We start from the raw sequence: 18,790 nt of genomic DNA on the forward strand, positions 1-18,790 counted from the left end.
CCTCGATTTGCATTAGTTAGGCAGAAATACGAGCAGGAAAGGACGACTCACTTATAGAGTTAGCGTCCTGTCGCGAATCCTTTGCTGCTAGCCCTGTGTTGCGAGCCACTGCTCAAACGCTGTCATCGACGCCTGCCAGCAAGCGATTAATTCAGTGACGGCTTTGCTATCCAATACATTTTCCCCTGTGGTGTTGTGTGTTTTCTCCCACTGCTGACAACACTCGGTCAGTGCTTTTAGCCCCATGCTGGCACTGCTGCCCTTAAGCGCGTGCAATAGTTTTGCGCCCTCGCTGAAATGCGCCACAGAGCTTAACGCCGAGAGTCGCTCAATTTGCTCGGCACTGGAGGTTCGATAGAGCGCCAACATATCACTCACGGCTTTCAAGCCTAAGACCTCAAGATCTTGCTGTAACTGGTTAAGATCTAACAAGGTTTTAGCCGATTGAGCCAATGACTCCGAAGATGCGAAGGTTAAGGAAGGACTCGCTGGCAACGCAGGACTCTCACTCCCCGAAGAAGATGGCGCACACGCTGGCAACGAAGCAACGCCCAGCCATTCAGTCAGCGTTTGTAGACTCAAGGGTTTGGCTAACACAGTATCAAACCCCGCCTCCCGATAGAGGCTAAGATCCTCCGTCTGCATCTGCGCGGTAAAGGCGGCGAACTTCACACTCTCATTAACACTCTCATTAACAATGTCATTGGTCAGTAATGCCTTTAGCTGTGGTAATAATGCTAGCCCAGAACCATCACTCAGTTGAATATCGAGCATCACGGCATCGAATGCCTTATCGCCACTCACATGCGTCAGCGCCTGCTGACAACTGACGGCCAAACTGGAACTGTGGCCTAAATGCGCCAAAAACCCTTGCGCGACCATGGCATTGACCTTGTTGTCTTCGATCACTAACACCCGCAGGGGATTAACCCGTTTTTGCACCTCAGTTTGCGTATCGAATGCCTTATCACACTGGGAAAAACTCAGCTCAAAACCAAACTCGCTGCCCTTGCCTGGCTCGCTCTTGACCCAAATGCCCGGCCCCTCGGTATCCATCAGTTCAACTAACTGTTTGCAGATGGCAAGCCCTAAGCCTGTCCCACGGCTGCGCCCCTGATTAGGCAATACGCAGTAAGGCATAAATAATTGCTCGCGCACCTCGGGCGCAATCCCTACGCCGGTATCGGCCACCACAAAAGCGAGTTTATCGCCCCGCACGCTGACATTGAGACTCACCCCGCCTTCGGGGGTGAATTTAATGCCGTTACCAATCAGGTTAAACAGCACTTGCCTCAGCTTAGGGCCATCGATCTGAATACACGCGGGTAACTGGGGACGATTAAGTCTTAGACTCAATCCCGCCAAATTGGCGCCCGCTACCATAATTGCCAGTACTTCATCGAGCAGGGCGTTGATATCCGTAGGCCTAGGCTCATTGGTTAAATTGCCCTGCTCGAGGCGGGAGAAATCGAGAATATCGCTCAGCACGGTTTGCAGCAGAGTGCCGCTGTATTGCGACAACGCGAGCATCTGTTGCTGCGCGGGCGGTAACTGACTATGGCCGAGCAAGGTAAGCGTCCCGAGTAAGCCGTTGAGCGGGGTGCGAATCTCATGGCTCATGGTCGCTAGAAATTGGGATTTAGCCTGACTCGCCTCCTCGGCAACGATTCTTGCCTTAGCATGGCCTTTGGCCTCCGCATCAAGGCGCAGGTTGGCTTCGGCCAATTCCTGTGTGCGCGTGGCCACGGTTTGTTCAAGGGCCTTTTTATGCTCGGTCAGTTCATCGGCGACCTGACGTAAATCCGCCTGCAATTTCAGGTTGTGGGCGGTTTTTCGCTTGAATGCCTCGATGGCATTGGCCATGGCGGTCAACTCATCGTCGCCGTGGGCATCGAGGCTCACATTGGTGTCCCCTAAACTTAAGCGCGACATAGCTTCGGTCGCCTGATTTAACCTCAAGGCAATGCCGCGATAGATCACCCGATAGACCACTACGGCTATGATAACCAACATTAATATGCCCGTGCCCCACAACCCCAAGCGGGCGTAAGACAACTGCATTAAATAATCACTACGCGCCAGCTCCGCCCGCTGTTGCTGTTGATTAAGCGCACTATCCACCAGCGTATTGAGGCTATAGAGTTTTTCAGCTAACTCCTGCTGCTGCCGCTGTTGCCGCTGCAAACTTTGACTCAGTTCTCGCTGTAATTTAATAATTTTGGGGGTATGGAGAAGAACAGCCAGCTCCGCCTTTAGCGCATTGAGCCTGCCGGGATCGCGTATCAGCTCAGAAACTGTGGCGAGCGCCATTAAATCGATACCCACCTCTACCGAAGGCGAATCTGTGTTTGCGCTTGATGCCTGATCGATAGCCGTCCCTTGTTTTGGATGATTCTGCGCCATGGGGTGCGATGATGCAGTGCTGGCAAAGGTTGCCAATAAACGGGGAACACTCAATTGCAGCTCGGACTGTAATTCAGATGCCTCAAATAACTGACTGAGCAGCGCAATTTGATGCACTAACTTGAGCGCGCGATTGAGCTGTTCTTGGATATCGAGCTCACGTTCAATCACATCATCAAGCAGTTGCCCACTGCGTTTATTCCCCGCCATATCCGGGTAGGCTTGGCTGAGTTTTGCTAAAATCGCCGAGTCGACTACCGCCAATTCGGATTGCAATAACTCAGAGGCATGGGCTGCGGCAAGTGATAACTCACGGGCCCTAAGCTGCAACTCATCCCCTAAGGTAATGCGCTGACCCACACTCTTACCCAATAAGGTTAATTGCTCGATGATTTGCCCAGCTAATACGGATAAATGATTATCTTCGTTCACATCCAGTGTCAGTAACACTTTGATGCTATTTAACATTGTGGCGCTTTCAAGGCTGAGCTTACGGCCGATAAATTCCCGCTGCCGCTCATCCTCCACTTGGCCTAACTGGGTCACGCCATCGGATAAGGCATTAGAGGCCTGCACTAATTGGCGCGCGGCTTGAGAGGCGGGTAAGGATTCTTCATACAGATAACTGTCGGCCTGCTTGAGCCAATGCAAACTCAGGCTACCTAAGCTAACCAGTAGCAACAGCAATACCCCAAGCACACCAAAGGCGAGCATGAGTCTGCCAGTTAAACTACTTCGCGATAAAGATAAAGGCGCCACACTTGTTCCTTCTGTTACAATGCCTTCGAAATGTTCACTGTGGATGATACGAGACAATGGGAAAATTTTGGCAAGCTTTGCTCACACTCACCACTTTTGGCCTGTTATGTTTATCGCCTGCCAATGCCAACAGCCAAACTTGGCCATTAGAGCAACGCCATCCCTTTAATGCCAAAATTCAGCAGGCGCAGGCGCTTGATTATCATCCTCTCACTAAAGCTCAACAAGCTTGGCGTCTATGTGTCCTAGTCCCTCACCTGAAGGACGCTTATTGGATTGGCATCGATTATGGCCTAATCCAACATGCCAAATTCCTTGGCGTATCTTTAGATCTGTTCGAAGCGGGCAGCTACTACCATCAGGATAAGCAACTCAAACAGTTACGCACCTGCATGAGCGGTGACTACGACGCAATTTTACTCGGCGCAGTGAGCCCCAATCTGCTCGAACAGTTTTCCGAGCCGCTAACCAAACCCGTGCTCGCCCTAGTGAATAAACTCAATTCAGAACAAGTGCAGACCCATATCGGCGTTAACTGGTATCAAATGGGGCTAAGCGCGGGCCATTTTATTAAGGCGGATGCCAAGGCACATACGCCAACCCAGCCGACCACCTTGGCCCTCTTAGCCGGCCCTGAAAACCTCGGCGGCACCGATTTAGTCGAGCAAGGGATTCGTCATGCGCTTGAAGGTAGCAATGTTAGCATCAGTGCGATTCAGCACGCCGATAACAATCGCAATCTCTACCGCGATCAACTACAGATACTGCTAAAAGCCCAGCAGCCTAACTATATTCTAGGTAGTGCGGTGGCGATAGAAGCCGCCGTTAGCACCCTCAAACAAAAACAGCTGACACAAGATATCAAGCTGGTGAGCAGTTACTTATCCCCCGCGATTCTGCGCGGCTTGATGCGGCAAAAAGTGGTCTACAGCAATGATGATTTGGTCGTGTTGCAGGGCAAACTCGCCATTGATGTTACGGTAAAACAGCTCGAAGGCGCCGCGCCTTTTGGCGATATAGGTCCAGCTATCGTTGAGCGCACCACCTCAAAAAATACCCTGTCGGCACTTGGCTTTAGCCTTGCCGAAGCGGATTTTTATCCCTTGTATCAAGTGCGCCCTTGAGCGCTTAACACAAGATCTAAGTTAGAGATCAGTCATCCACCTTAGCGGCAAATAAATACCCCTCACCATGGACAGTGACAAAGAGCTCGGGATTGAGCTTATTACGTAGACGGCGGATAATAACATCTATGGTTCTGTCATTCACATCATGATTGCGATGACTGGTTTGCTGCATTAAGCGCTCGCGAGAAAGTACCTGCTGCGGATGCAAAGCAAAGGCGGTTAATAACTCAAATTCGGCCTTAGTGAGCTTGATAAGCTCCTCCCCTTGCCGCAGCTTACGACTATTTAATTCAAGCTGATAGCCTTCAAAACTTATCAAATCATCGGGCTGTGATAATTCCTGCACCAGCGCCTGTTCGGCTTGTTTTACCAAAGAAATCCGCCAAAGCAGATTTTTTACCCTCACCAATAGTTCCCGCAGTTCGAAGGGCTTAGTCACATAATCATCGGCGCCCATCTCCAGGCCAACGATTTTATCAATCGATTCATCACGGCCAGAGACTAAGATAATCCCCACATGGGAGCGGCTGCGTAACTCGCGGGTTAAACTTAAGCCATCGACCCCAGGCAGGTTAATATCTAACATAATTAAATCGATATGTTGACGATTAAACTCGTACCACATTTGCTCGCCATCGGCAGCCTCAATCACACGATAACCTTCCTTTTCAAAGTATCCCTTCAATCGCGCACGAATAACCGCTTCATCATCGACAACGAGCACACTATAGGCCATGTTCAACTTCTCTTATTTTGCTTAACTGAATTATTCATACTTTTTCATATTTGCATATGAAGGAAAGGTAAAATATGCGATCTACATTACTTTATTGCACAAAAATCTGCCGAGCTTTTACACTCTCCTCAATATGACATATGCTTAGGCATATTGATTGGTGTGGGCGCTAACAAACTATGAAAGATAAAGAATTAGTGATTGATGAAAGACGACATTTTTCACGGATCCTCTTTGCCGCAAGTGCGTCAATACACCATGGTGAAAAGCAATGGCAAACCTCAATATTGGATCTCAGCCTAAATGGCGCTTTAGTGGAAGAACCTGCAGGATTTAGCCATTCAGATGAGCCTATCATCCTTAACTTTACTCTGCAGGGCTCAGATATTGAGCTGCAAATGGAAACTGAGTTGGTGCATCAACGTAATCACCAACTTGGGCTTAAATGTAACATTATCGATGTCGACAGCATCAGCCACCTCAAACGCATCGTTGAGCTTAACTTAGGCGATGCCTCAATTCTGAACCGTGAATTGGCGCTCTTTGTCGAAAAACATCATTCCGCCGATTAAACACCACGGATAGTGATTGGGTACGGGCTTTACTCCCGAGTAAAAACAAACAGCGCTTAAGGCGCTGTTTGTTTTTTAGATTAGATTGCTTCAAGAGCTTCTGATAGTTTGGAAACGCCCACCACTTCCATTCCCACTGGCGGTTTTTTCGGCACGTTCGCTCGAGGCACTATCGCTCGTTTAAAACCATGCTTAGCGGCTTCGACTAAACGTTCTTGCCCATTTGGCACAGGTCGAATTTCGCCAGATAAGCCCACTTCACCAAACACCACTAAATCACTCGGTAAAATATCACCACGAAAACTCGATACCATAGCCAGTAGCAGGGTTAAGTCGGCACTGGTTTCGGTTACTTTAACCCCGCCAACCACGTTCACAAACACGTCCTGATCCGACATTTGCAAGCCACCGTGGCGATGCATCACCGCAAGCAACATGGCCAAACGGTTTGCATCCATCCCCACTGCCACGCGGCGCGGATTGGACATGGCAGAATTATCCACCAGCACTTGCAGTTCAACCAGTAACGGGCGCGTACCTTCCCACACCACCATGACCAAGGAGCCCGAGGATTCTTCCTCGCCGCGGGAGAGGAAAATTGCGGATGGGTTAGCCACTTCCTTCAAGCCACGTTCCGTCATGGCAAATACGCCCAGCTCGTTGATCGCCCCGAAGCGGTTCTTGTGGGAGCGCAAAGTACGATAACGGCTGTCGCTATCCCCTTCAAACATCACCGAGCAATCGATACAGTGCTCGAGCACTTTTGGCCCGGCGAGGCTGCCATCTTTGGTGACATGACCCACCATAATAACAGCAATGCCATTTTGCTTGGCGAAACGGGTTAGATAGGAGGCTGATTCACGTACCTGCGACACGCTGCCGGGACTCGACGCTACATCGCTCATATGCATAACTTGAATAGAGTCGACAACGATGACTTTTGGTGATTCTTTCAGGGCGACTTCGCAGATCAACTCCACACTGGTTTCGGATAACATCCTCAGTTTATTGGTTGGCAAGCCAAGACGATGGGCCCGCATCGCCACCTGTTGGAGCGATTCTTCCCCAGTAACATAAAGCGCGGGCATTTTCTCGGCTAAATGGCATAGGGTCTGAAGCAGCAAAGTACTCTTACCAGCTCCGGGATGGCCGCCAATCAAAATCGCCGATCCAGGCACAATGCCGCCTCCAAGTACCCGGTCGAGTTCACCAAAGTGGCTCACTATACGTGGCAAAGCATTGAGATCAATTTGGTCTAAGGTTTTGACTTCGCTACTGCCTGCACCAGCGTAACCGGCAAACTGAGTCCCCCGTCCGGGCGAGGCAGCACCTAAGCGCACTTCAGTTATCGTATTCCACTCGTGACAAGCACTGCATTGCCCTTGCCAACGGGGAAAATCCTGTCCACACTCATTGCACACGTACGCGGTTTTATTCTTTGCCATAACTTATTAAAATCTGTATAAAATCAATTTAAGTAACTGTGAATACTGCCGACATTAGACTAACACAGCACGCATAAAATCAGCATTAGAAAAGACCACTACATGAGTTTAGATAACCATAGTGCACTCATAGAACAACTCAAGCCGCTGCTCATGGAACCTAACTTCCAGGAGATTTTCCAGCAGCTGACTGTCGATGAAAACAATTCCACCCGTTTTTTATTAAAAATGGAGTTGAATCGTTTAGCCTCGCCCTGCACGCGGATTATTGACCTTAGGGATAAGTCAGAGTTGCCCTGTAGTGAAGTCATGCTGGGTCAGCAGCGCCATTTTCTCGACGAGCCAGCTAAACATAGCCTGCAAGAGGCCATGTCCTTATACCGTAACAAATACACTTTAGGCGTATATGAATACGTCATCGCCGCCCATCAACTTCGGCGACAAAAATTACGCCAGGTGACACAACAAAGCGATACCGCCGAACTCGAACCCTTTATGGTGCCAGGCGTTGTGCTCGGCAGTTATTTTAATCGCACTGAAGAGCGAATGAATTACAGTATCCGCATTGCCGTTTCCCAACCAGGCAGACCTGAAATGCCGGGGATCACCGTTGATTTATCCATTGGTGGTGCGCGCGTTCGCTTGGCGGCGAATCATCCTTTTGACCTCGATAAACCGCTAAAGGTAAAGCTTCTCGAGCTAAGTGAAGAATATTATTACCCCGATCTACAACTTGGAGTCGATTACCACATTGTTGATAGCCAAACTAATGGTGAATTTATTTGGTTAAGATTGAAGCGTATTGGTGGCACTGATGCGCTAGGCGAAATGCTGGGCAATTTGATTCGAGGCTATAAACTCCGTTATAAACTCGATGTTAATGACGTATTAGTAACCGCATCCGGCCTTGGATTCGAGCGTCATTATCTGCCGCATTTGCCACATTTACCGTTATTTTTGAATCAACAAACCCAATCAATTAGCCATATGCTGCTGAGTCGAGATAATCAGCAGATAGTGCATTATTTTCAAGATGAGAACGATATCAGCCAGTTACCAGCAATGCTGACATCAGCACGGCTTTCTGCGCTACTTAGCCATCCCGAAAATCCTGACTATGGGTTATTTTTTACGTTTACCTACAACGCCCAAGGCTGCTTGTATTTTTATTCGGCAACCTTAGCCGAATTAAAAGTTAAGGGCTTGGTATCATTGTTTTTAGGTTTTGCTTCAACCAAACCAAGCTGGCGTATTTTTAAACTGGTTCCAGATAAAATTTACCATGCTAAAGGCTATCGCCGAGCGACCTTGCCAGGGGATGAAGCTAAATACAGCCCGCTGGTGGAGCAACAATTAGCCCAGTTCAGCCATATGCTGCAACTTATCGATCTGACCAACGAGGATGAAAGAGCGACCTATAAAGCTTGGCAGGATGATAGCAATGCCAATGCGCTAAAAGCTTTCGGCCAGCAACGGCTCAGCACCCACCAAATCAAACCGATTGCAATGCAATTTAGTGAACGGCGGCAGGAAGCGCGTTTCGCCTTTAAAACCTTAGTCAATGTCTCGCAGGGTGGCCTAAAAGCAACAGGAATCACCTTAGATATCTCAGGTCGTGGCATGCAGCTCACGCTCGACAATCCCACGACGTTTGTAACCAATAAACCCTTAATGATCAGTTTACCTAAACTGCAAACCATTGCCGGCAAAACTCAACTCGAGAATTTACCCTACCGCTTAGTTCGAACCCGTAAGAATGGCGTCACGTTACATTTAGCCGCTGTCATGGGCCATACGCCCCATGTCGGTGTCGAGTTTTTAAACAAATTAATCGCCCACAATAAAGAAAAGCTAGAACAACTCACTGAAAATAATAGTGAAGCAAACGAGCTTGCTGATGGACTTAAAAATATCCTATTACGCGAACTCCATTCTGTGCCCTACTTCGTTGAAAAAACGACTAAATCAGCACAAGTGGCTTGCTTAGGCGTCAGTACTGAACATGATGAAATTAGTGATATTTTTGCCGCGGGTTCTTCAGATACGTTGCAATATAACCTCGCTCCGCTGCTCAAGGATGGCTTTTTTAAACGGGATATTCTCGACCCCATCCGCCAAATGAAACCCCAGCAGGATATGGATTTTATTGAAGTCTTTATTCAACTGACGCGTCAGTCTCGCGGCCGATTCCATTTAAAATGTATACCCGCTATTGAAGTCGGTGATGCTCAAGCTAAAGTCGCATTTATCACCCAAAGTAAATTGGCTGGACGCTTTATGGCGCTACGAATTTATCGAGGTGCCACCGAAAAACCGGATATGGGGTATCTGCGCCGCGAATTGGAATATATCAATATCCATGCAAATCACAGGGCAAAACAACTTGAAGATCAGCTCTGGCGCATTATCGGTGTAGGTGAATTGCTGGATATCACCCAAGAAGTGGAATTAAGATACCCAGTGTTACATAAACAGGCCTAACTTATTCCTCGTCTTTTAATACCGCGAGTTCAAAGCCTAAATACCAATCGCGGATCAGCGGAAAATGGTCACTCATCGCATCCAGATGAGTCAGCATATCCGCATGGCCATAGTCGTGTTTAAAGCCGTTCGCCTTTGAGAGCAAAGTGAATTTCACTTGGCGAAAGCCACACTCAGAGATCATATCGGCGACATCTTCAGGATGCCCAAGCACAGTATCGTTTTGCCCCGCTATAAACCAAGCGACGGGCCAGTTGGCTGCCTTAGCCGCCTTGGCATAATCAAAACCGTCATCGTGATCGCGCCACTCACCTCGCACCCAATCAATACTTTGATTCAATGATGCCCGACTCTCGTTATCCATACCGACACGCAGTTTATCGGCGGCGAGATATCCCTGCCCAACCGCTAAACTTGGTGCAAGGCGATTCCAAAACACATCGACCATCAACCATTTTTTGAAAGATTTGACGCGAATAGTGCGTTTACTGCCGAAGGTGAGCAGTGAACGCACACTTTGCTGCAGTTCAGGGTAACGCGCTAAGGCGCTCGCCATCAACACTCCGCCCCAGGAATGGGCGCACCAATGCACACGTGAGGGGGATATTTTCCCCTGTTCCTGACAGGCCTGATTATGAATATTCAAAATATACTGCTGTACTAATGGCAATTGCTCACGGATCACCTCACCTTGTCCTAAGGTAAAATCTCGACTGATTTTTGGTAAACTTAATCCTCGTCCAGCGGTATCGAACACATAAACCACAAAACCCGCCTTAGCAAGAAAACATCCCAAACCACGACCGCTCTGGCTGTAAAAAACTCGGCCATTTGACATAGCGCCATGCAACATCAGGATCGGCGGTTTAGAAAAATCAGCTGTAATTGGCAACAACTGGCGCAGGTGTAACTGTCCATCCCGATAAGGAAGATAGAGGGAGGTTTGTGAAAATGTTTGAGCAGAATGCTCATCTGGAGTTGAAGTCAAAATCAGTCACTGGTAGTCCATTAATGAACACTAAACTACCAGTTAAGCCTCAAAAAACAAGAGTCATTACTCTAATGTCACCACATAATCGACTGAGACACTTATTTAAAACTGCAATAGATAAGGCAATACTCTAAGGTCCAAACTACGGATCCGAGCATCTGCTGCGGCGGCAAGTTTGGGTTTGGCATGGAAGGCAATACCAAAGTCAGCCGCCTGCACCATAGGAATATCGTTAGCACCATCACCTATCGCCACACGTTGCCCCACTGGGATTTGCCATTCTTGGCTACAACGGTTGACCACATCGGCCTTAAACTGGGCATCGACGACTTTTCCGGTGACGGCTCCCGCCAGCTTACCGTCCGTTATGACTAATTCATTGGCAAAGGCCGCATCTAAATTCAGCAGCTGTTTTAAGTGACCAACAAACGGCGTGAAGCCTCCTGAAGCCACAACGAGGCGCCAATGATGCGACTTAAGCTCGGTCAACATAGCCTCAAGACCCGGCATCAATGGCAAAGTGTCACACAAGGTTTGAATAATCTTGGCATCGGCGCCCTTAAGCTGGGCAACCCTTTGGCGCAGACTCTGCTCAAAATCGAGCTCCCCCTGCATCGCGCGCTCAGTGATCGCCGCCACTTGCTCGCCGACCCCAGCCATCGCGGCAAGTTCATCGATACATTCAATTTGGATCGCGGTAGAATCCATGTCCATCACCAGTAAACCGGGCTCGCTCAGTTTAGGTAATGGGCCGTGAATTAAATGTAACTCGACCTGAGATGGACAGGTTGCTAACAATTCGGCACTGGGTTCTACAGGAAGCGCTAATTCGACGCAATGCAGTGCCACTTGACGACGAATAGGTGCGATGGAGAGCGAGGCCAATTTGAGGCTTTTAGCTAGAGAAACAATCCAAGCCGCTAATGAGTCTTCAAGACTTAAATCTTCGTAAATCAGACGCATAGCAAATACACTCAAGGATGGCCGCGTAGACGATTCCTGATAAGCCTCGAAACTGAGCCCCTGATATTCAAAACGAGGTAAAGGGTTAGCTGCTAACCATACAAACAGCGGATTTTGGTTCAAGCTTTCCATAGGACTCGTGTTCTCCAACTATCGGGCTCACGCAGAATCAATTATGATTAGGCAAGCGCTCTCATTATTAAGGGTCAAAGTGTTATATCTTAAAGGGCTAAAGAAAAGCCATAAAATCAGTAGACTGCTCCAAATCGCCATCGCCTTGACCTTGATGGTCGGCTTAGTGCAATTGTGGCAAACAAGCCTACTACAAGGTCAGCTGCTTCTAAAGTCCCAAACGCAAAAGATGGCCAGATTACTGGTGCAGCAAACGGCCTATAGCGCGGCGCCCGCCCTACAATTACAAAATGATGAGCAACTCCAGTGGCTCGCCAGCGCCCTAGTTGAAGATCCTAAGGTGATGTCGGCTGCAATATTTAGCGATCAAGGAATACGCTTAGCCTTTGCTCAAAGCCTGACTAAAGATGCCTTAGATCCCGAATCAGAAGAAATGAGTCTGCTACTGAGCAAATATCCGCCCTATGTTGAACCCGTGACTCAGGATGGCAAGAATTTAGGTTATGTCGAGGTTAGGCTCGATACCAAACTATTTTTTAATGAAATCAAAGAAGCGCATAACCTAAATATGGAGCAACAACAAATCATGCTGCTTGTTGCCGGCCTTATCGGCATGTTGCTATCCCGCGCCTTATCTTTTAAGCGCGCCGATTTTGACCGTCGCCGCACCCGCGCCAAATTGCGTAAAAACCCTAAAAAGAATAAAGCCATAAAAAACCCTGAAGCGGCTGAGGAATCGAAGCCTGCGGGTCATCAGGATGAGCAGTTGGATGAAGTCATCGCGAGTGATACAGAGGCCGCTCAAAAGCCGACAGAAAATAAAGAAACCGAAGAAAATAAACCAACTACAGATACTTTGCCTTTAGAAAAAATCACAGAAAACGCTAAAGTGCCGGATGAAAACAGTAATCAAGCCAGTATTCAGCCTAAAGTGAAGAAGGCCAAAGCCATTACAGAAACAAAAACTGAGTCTGAGCAAACGCCAGAGCAAGTGTCTGATCTGAAAACTGAGTTAAAACCAGAGATAGCTCCTGAGATGGGAGCAAAGGATGAATCATCATCCAACACTATGCCTCAGTCTAAAACGCAGTCGACGCAAGCTGCTGCGTCGGCCACAGAGCCACAAACCTCAGTATCCACCCCGAATAAACCTAAGGTTAAATCTGTCCGCCGCGTGAAGACCAATACCTCGAAATCCTCCACGGAGAAAGTCCCTGTTCAACCGAGCGATTTAGACACAGACTCAACGGGTTAATTGAAGCGTCTCAGGTCAAACTGAGGCATCTTTGGTCTGCGCCGCATTACAGGATTTTATCCATCGAACATTTGGCAGGACGGTTTAGCAGGCTAATCTAAAAGAAGACAGGGTAATAAAAAGGGTTCGCAATGCGAACCCTTTTCTTATGACTGCATTAGCAACACATTACAGCGTAATTGCAGCGTCTAATGTCATCACGATCATATCGTTGAACGTGGTTTGACGCTCTTCAGAAGTGGTTTTTTCGCCAGTACGGATATGGTCAGATACCGTTACCACACACAATGCACGGGCACCGAATTCATGGGCAACACCGTATAAACCAGCGGCTTCCATTTCTACGCCTAACACGCCCATTTTTTCCATCACGTCAAACATTTGTGGATCAGGAGTGTAGAACAGGTCGGCAGAGAAAACGTTACCAACACGGATCTTAGTGCCTTTAACTTTGGCAGACTCGATCACGGCATTCATCAGCTCGTAGTTCGCGATAGCCGCGAAATCTTGGCCTTTGAAACGTAAGCGGTTAACTTGAGAATCGGTACAAGCACCCATGCCGATGATCACATCGCGCACTTTAACGTCAGTGCTGATCGCGCCACAAGTACCCACGCGGATCAGGTTCTTAACGCCGTAGTCTTTAATTAATTCGGTTGCATAGATTGAGCATGAAGGAATACCCATGCCTGAACCCATAACAGAAATACGTTTACCTTTGTAAGTACCAGTAAAACCTAGCATGTTTCGAACGTCAGTCACTTGCTCAACATTTTCTAAGAATGTTTCAGCGATATATTTTGCACGTAATGGATCGCCTGGAAACAGAACCGTCTCAGCGAATGCGCCCTCTACAGCATTAATGTGTGGTGTTGCCATCGAAATAACCCCTGTTTATTTTATTAAGACTTAAGTCTTTGTTTACTGGCGGCCCAATGCTGGCCGCCAAATCGAGATCTTGCACGTTTACTTAGATAAACGACTCACCGTATTCCATCGGCTCAAGCTTGAAGTAGCTTGCGATAGATTGGCCGATATCAGCGAAACTGTTACGGCGACCGAGTGAACCGGCTTTCAGTCCTGCGCCATAGGCCAATACAGGCACATATTCACGAGTATGGTCCGTACCTTGCCATGTTGGGTCGCAACCATGGTCAGCGGTGAGGATTAACAGATCGTCCTCATCCAGCAGCGCCAGCATTTCAGGTAAACGCGAGTCGAAATACTCCAGCCCTTTCGCATAACCTGCTACATCACGGCGGTGGCCATAGTGGGAGTCAAAATCAACAAAGTTAGTGAATACGATAGTATTTTCACCCGCTGATTTCACTTCGGCTAACGTTGCATCAAATAACGCTTCTAAACCGTTTGCCTTCACCTTTTTGGTGATGCCACAGTAAGCGTAAATGTCGGCAATCTTGCCCACACTCACCACTTCACCACCGGCGGCTTTTAACTTATCTAACACTGTCTTCGCTGGCGGCTCGAGGGAGTAATCCTTACGGTTACCAGTACGAGCAAAGTCGCTTGGGCCAGTACCATCGAATGGACGCGCAATCACGCGGCCAATGTTATAAGGTTCTAACTCTTCACGGGCGATTTCGCAAAGACGATATAAATTTTCTAAGCCAAATGTGCCTTCATGGCATGCAATCTGGAATACAGAATCTGCCGAGGTGTAAAAAATTGGCTTACCAGAGCGCATGTGCTCTTCGCCTAATTCTTCCAGAATAGTAGTACCAGAAGCATGGCAGTTACCTAAAAAGCCATCGAGTCCCGCACGGGCCAAAATCTTATCGGTCAGCTCTTTAGGGAATGAGTTTTGGTGCTCGCTAAAATAGCCCCATTCGAATAATACGGGTACTCCCGCCATTTCCCAGTGACCGCTCGGGGTATCTTTACCCGAACTTAATTCCTGAGCATGGCCATAGGCACCAATCAACTCAACATTGTCCGCAAAGCCTGGAGCAAACGCCCCCGTGCTTTCCATCGCCGCATGGGCCAAACCTAAACGGGCCAAGTTTGGCAGCGTTAACGGACCTTCACGGCCGATATCGGCTTCACCTTCGGCACACGCTTTAGCGATATGGCCAAATGTGTCAGAACCTAGATCCCCAAACTTGGCGGCGTCACCAGCAGCGCCCACGCCAAAGGAATCCAACATCATTATAACTGTACGTTTCATAATTCTTCCTTAAAGATCCGAAGCTCGAATATAAGCATAGATCTCAGGTGTTTTTTCTGGAGCGACTTCATCGATATGAATCGCTTTTTTCACCGCTTCTTCTGCCTGCGCAAAGGCTTCTTCAGATTGCGCGTGGATCACAGCAATCGGCGTAGAAGCATCAATTTTATCGCCAAGGGCACAGACTTGCGTCAAACCAACACTGTAGTCGAGTGCATCACCAGGTTTGCGACGACCACCACCTAAGGTAACCACGGCTAAACCGAGTTCGCGGGTATCCATGCTGTAAGCATAACCTTGGGTATCCGCAAAGACAGGGCGAATAATTTGTGATTGCGGTAAGTACTTACTGTAGTTTTCGACAAAATCGACGGGGCCACCGAGGCCTGAAACCATCTTGCCAAAGATCTCGGCAGCACGGCCATTATCGAGTACACGGTTTAACTTGGCACGGGCATCCGTTTCATCGGTCGCTAAGCCACCAAGGAGTAACATCTCGGCGCAAAGACCCATAGTCACAGCGTACAGACGAGGATTACGGTAAGCACCGGTTAAGAAGTCGATGGCTTCTTTCACTTCAACCGCATTACCCGCACATGAGGCTAATACTTGGTTCATGTCGGTGAGTAAGGCCGTCGTTTTAGTACCTGCGCCATTGGCTACCGCCGCAATGCTGCGAGCAAGCTCTTCAGAGGCTTCGTAAGTTGGCATAAATGCGCCGCTACCGACTTTAACGTCCATCGCCAATGCATCGAGACTACAAGCTAATTTCTTAGAGAGAATAGAGGCGGTAATGAGGGAGATGGATTCGACGGTCGCAGTGTTGTCACGGATGGAGTAGAAACGTTTATCGGCGGGGACCAGATCACCAGTTTGGCCAATAATCGCCACACCAACGTCTTTAACCACTTTGCGGAACAATTCACTCGAAGGTTCGGTTTGATAACCGGGAATAGCGTCGAACTTATCGAGCGTACCGCCTGTATGTCCGAGTCCGCGACCCGAAATCATCGGCACATAACCACCGCAGGCAGCGGCCATAGGGCCGAGCATAAGACTAATCACATCACCGACACCACCTGTACTGTGTTTATCGATGACAGGGCCATTAAGACCAAGTGATTGCCAATTGAGTACAGTGCCAGAATCGCGCATTGCCGTAGTCAAAGCGATTCTTTCATCCATATTCATGTCATTAAAATACACAGCCATGCCTAATGCGGCGATCTGACCTTCCGACACTGCATTGGTGGTAATGCCCTTAACGAAGAACTGGATCTCTTCGGTACTTAAGGCTAACCCATTGCGTTTCTTACGTATAATTTCTTGAGCTAGAAACATGATACTGCCTCCAAGCTAAATACTAATACAACATATCCGTTATTTAGCTTTGCAATGAAACATCAAAACTGTAGCAATATTACAATTACATGCTATCGAAGTTTTGATGTTTCCAACTAGATTTAGGTCACACTTAATTAGTTTCGATATACGATTTTGGTATTAATCGAGATGCAATGTTCGATTAATAGCCTTGAGTCGGCTTAGGCGCATCGGCTAATTCTAACGTGTGTAACAAGCTATTGAGTAAGCTTGAAGCACCAAATCTAAAGGTACGTGGAGAGACCCAATCCGCACCAAGAATACGCTCAGCCACACCTAAAAACTCTGCAGCTTGAGCAGCATCACGTACGCCGCCAGCAGGCTTAAAGCCTACTTTGGTGTTCTTCTCACTGATCACAGTCAGCATGATTTCAGCCGCTTCAAGGGTCGCGTTGACAGGCACTTTACCGGTAGACGTCTTGATAAAATCAGCCCCGGCATCGATAGACAGTTCAGAGGCGCGGCGAATAAGCGCAGGATCGGCTAATACACCCGATTCAATGATGACTTTCAGCAATACTTCGCCACAGGCTTCTTTACAGGCTTTGACTAACTCATAGCCGACTGTTTCATTGCCTTCCATCAGCGCGCGGTATGGAAATACCACGTCCACTTCATCGGCGCCATAGGCAACCGCTGCACGGGTTTCTAATACCGCGATAGCGATATCGTCGTTACCGTGTGGGAAGTTGGTTACTGTCGCGATTTGAATGTCTTCTGCGCCCAGCTCATCGAGGGTCTTACGTGCGATAGGAATGAAGCGAGGATAGATACAGATGGCAGCAGTATTACCCGCTGGTGTCACGGCTTTGTGACACAGGTCGATCACTTTCTGATCGGTATCGTCATCGTTTAAGGTGGTTAAATCCATAAGTTCGATGGCGCGTTGTGCTGCTTTTTTTAAATCAGTCATAATAGCTCTCCAAAATAAAAAACAAATAAATAGAAATCAGTCGCTTATACGCAACGCTCAGAGCTGGCATTATTTTGATTATTTTTATATGGCCGGGCCTTCAGGCGATGCCGAGTAATTTGTGTAGGGCAAATTACATTTTTATTAGGTATTCAATCTTGCCTATGCATAACACATACGCATCCTGACACTTAAATGAACTATAAGTGATCACGACTTGAATCCTTGAAGACCGGAAGAGAGGATACGAATAATGTCTTGTTCCTACTTTTCCGCGAAAAATCCGTTTTAGCGCGAGAAAAACACAAACCTTTATATAAACGCACTGCTCAAATTATAAATGGGTTTAGATAAAGATTCATGACACATAAAAGATGGAGCCGCCATCGCGGCTCCAACGGCTTTTACAAGAAATTAGAACTTGTAAGTAGCTGACAGGTAGTGAGACCAACCTGTTGATTCTAGAGCCAGTGCACCAGCACCGTCTTCTAACAGGTAAACGTCTTTGAAGCCTTTCAAGCCATAGCCCAGAGCGTAACGATCTGAGTGCCAGTATAGACCGAAGAAGATGTTACCACCGTTAGAGGTTTTTGGTACGAAAGCAGTCTTGTCTTCGTCAGCACCGAATTGGTAATCGATGTAACCTTGGAATGACAGGAAGCTCTTGTTGTCGAAGAAGTAGAAAGGCTTGAACCAGTTAGCAGAGAATTGGTAACCGTTCCACTCTTTCGCGTTCATGTCGTAATAACCGTACAGGTTCATACCTGTTTTGCCTAACCAAGGCACGTTTACGTCAGCACCAACACCCCAGAAAGTAGAGTTAACGCCTTCACCGTTCAGACCGTCCCAGTTGAACAGAGTAGAGAAGTAAACTTCTTGTACTGGACCGAAAGATAAATCTTTACCAGTTAATGCATCGATAGAAACACGTGGAGCAAATTTCATGAACAGTTTGCTGGTGCCTGAACCTGGGTTCTTGTCACCGTCTTTGGTGTTCTCGTTTGCTAAGTTGAATACGTCAACATAACCATACAGATCGAAAATACCAGAACGGCCGCCGAACTCCATTTCTAAGTAGTTGTGTTGGTCGCCAGAAGCTGGGTTATCAGGCTTTTCGCCGATAGAGTACATAGCGTTGAACTGCATCCACTTGTAGTCAGAACCGTGAAGGTCTGAACGGTCTGCAGCAAATGCGTTACCAGACATTGCAGCTACTGCTGTAGCAGCTAAAGCTAAAGTTTTAACGTTTTTCATCATCAACCCCATTATTTTGTTTGCTACCGTCAAGGGTAGCGTTCTTTTTGTGGCGCTCGCATTCTACCTCGATTAAAAAAAATCTCAATAATCTGGCGTAAAATCACGAACACAAAATTCTTAATTGTGAACAAAGTCGCGACTTGTTGTTTACGATTAATTAACTTAACCGTACGTCACGACTGTTAAGA

At 47.8% G+C, this 18,790-nt stretch carries 14 protein-coding genes; 4 read left to right on the forward strand and 10 right to left on the reverse strand.

The window, feature by feature from the left end:
• Positions 1-87: 87 nt before the first annotated feature.
• A complete protein-coding gene (gene torS / locus CEQ32_RS09770; protein WP_088585937.1) occupies positions 88-3,162 on the reverse strand; it encodes a TMAO reductase system sensor histidine kinase/response regulator TorS in 3,075 nt (1,024 codons plus the stop codon).
• Between the two features lie 56 nt (positions 3,163-3,218).
• Here torS and torT point away from each other — a divergent pair, with 56 nt between their 5' ends.
• A complete protein-coding gene (gene torT / locus CEQ32_RS09775; RefSeq protein ID WP_088585938.1) occupies positions 3,219-4,286 on the forward strand; it encodes a TMAO reductase system periplasmic protein TorT in 1,068 nt (355 codons plus the stop codon).
• A 28-nt stretch (positions 4,287-4,314) separates the two neighbouring features.
• Here the strand turns inward: torT and torR are convergent, their stop codons facing one another.
• Positions 4,315-5,025, reverse strand: coding sequence for a two-component system response regulator TorR (gene torR, locus CEQ32_RS09780; RefSeq protein WP_037430273.1), 711 nt, complete (start codon positions 5,023-5,025; stop codon positions 4,315-4,317).
• Between the two features lie 179 nt (positions 5,026-5,204).
• Between torR and CEQ32_RS09785 the strand changes: the two genes are divergently transcribed.
• On the forward strand, positions 5,205-5,597 hold the full coding sequence (locus CEQ32_RS09785) for a PilZ domain-containing protein (protein ID WP_088585939.1): 393 nt from the start codon (positions 5,205-5,207) through the stop codon (positions 5,595-5,597).
• 80 nt (positions 5,598-5,677) lie between these two features.
• Here the strand turns inward: CEQ32_RS09785 and radA are convergent, their stop codons facing one another.
• On the reverse strand, positions 5,678-7,042 hold the full coding sequence (gene radA, locus CEQ32_RS09790; RefSeq protein ID WP_037430274.1) for a DNA repair protein RadA: 1,365 nt from the start codon (positions 7,040-7,042) through the stop codon (positions 5,678-5,680).
• Between the two features lie 102 nt (positions 7,043-7,144).
• Here radA and CEQ32_RS09795 point away from each other — a divergent pair, with 102 nt between their 5' ends.
• The gene (locus CEQ32_RS09795; RefSeq protein WP_088585940.1) at positions 7,145-9,523 is read left to right on the forward strand and encodes a PilZ domain-containing protein; all 2,379 of its coding nucleotides are present in this window, start codon (positions 7,145-7,147) and stop codon (positions 9,521-9,523) included.
• Between the two features lies 1 nt (position 9,524).
• On the opposite strand, the gene CEQ32_RS09800 is transcribed toward CEQ32_RS09795, so the two are convergent.
• Together CEQ32_RS09800 and serB are read right to left on the reverse strand one after the other, a co-directional pair.
• Positions 9,525-10,511 carry an alpha/beta fold hydrolase gene (locus tag CEQ32_RS09800; protein ID WP_181159901.1) on the reverse strand — a complete coding sequence of 329 codons (987 nt, stop codon included), beginning with the start codon at positions 10,509-10,511 and terminating at the stop codon, positions 9,525-9,527.
• 105 nt (positions 10,512-10,616) lie between these two features.
• The gene (serB, locus tag CEQ32_RS09805) at positions 10,617-11,609 is read right to left on the reverse strand and encodes a phosphoserine phosphatase SerB (protein ID WP_088585942.1); all 993 of its coding nucleotides are present in this window, start codon (positions 11,607-11,609) and stop codon (positions 10,617-10,619) included.
• Positions 11,610-11,688: 79 nt separating this feature from the next.
• On the opposite strand from serB, the gene CEQ32_RS09810 reads away from it, so the two are divergent.
• Positions 11,689-12,864: an AhpA/YtjB family protein gene (locus CEQ32_RS09810; protein ID WP_086024079.1), complete on the forward strand. Its 1,176-nt coding sequence runs from the start codon at positions 11,689-11,691 to the stop codon at positions 12,862-12,864.
• Between the two features lie 168 nt (positions 12,865-13,032).
• On the opposite strand, the gene deoD is transcribed toward CEQ32_RS09810, so the two are convergent.
• From deoD to CEQ32_RS09835, 5 genes are all read right to left on the reverse strand, one after another.
• Positions 13,033-13,743, reverse strand: a complete 711-nt coding sequence (deoD, locus tag CEQ32_RS09815) for a purine-nucleoside phosphorylase (RefSeq protein ID WP_011071449.1) — start codon at positions 13,741-13,743, stop codon at positions 13,033-13,035.
• 91 nt (positions 13,744-13,834) lie between these two features.
• Positions 13,835-15,049 (reverse strand): phosphopentomutase, encoded by a 1,215-nt coding sequence (locus CEQ32_RS09820; RefSeq protein WP_011716154.1) that lies wholly within the window; start codon positions 15,047-15,049, stop codon positions 13,835-13,837.
• 9 nt (positions 15,050-15,058) lie between these two features.
• The gene (deoA, locus tag CEQ32_RS09825; RefSeq protein ID WP_037430282.1) at positions 15,059-16,390 is read right to left on the reverse strand and encodes a thymidine phosphorylase; all 1,332 of its coding nucleotides are present in this window, start codon (positions 16,388-16,390) and stop codon (positions 15,059-15,061) included.
• Positions 16,391-16,574: 184 nt separating this feature from the next.
• Positions 16,575-17,345 carry a deoxyribose-phosphate aldolase gene (gene deoC, locus CEQ32_RS09830; protein WP_011625501.1) on the reverse strand — a complete coding sequence of 257 codons (771 nt, stop codon included), beginning with the start codon at positions 17,343-17,345 and terminating at the stop codon, positions 16,575-16,577.
• Positions 17,346-17,759: 414 nt separating this feature from the next.
• Entirely contained in the window at positions 17,760-18,599 is an 840-nt protein-coding gene (locus tag CEQ32_RS09835; protein ID WP_011716151.1) for an outer membrane protein OmpK, read from the reverse strand.
• Positions 18,600-18,790 lie beyond the last annotated feature (191 nt).

It is taken from the genome of Shewanella sp. FDAARGOS_354 (genome assembly GCF_002209245.2).
Lineage (GTDB): Bacteria > Pseudomonadota > Gammaproteobacteria > Enterobacterales > Shewanellaceae > Shewanella > Shewanella xiamenensis.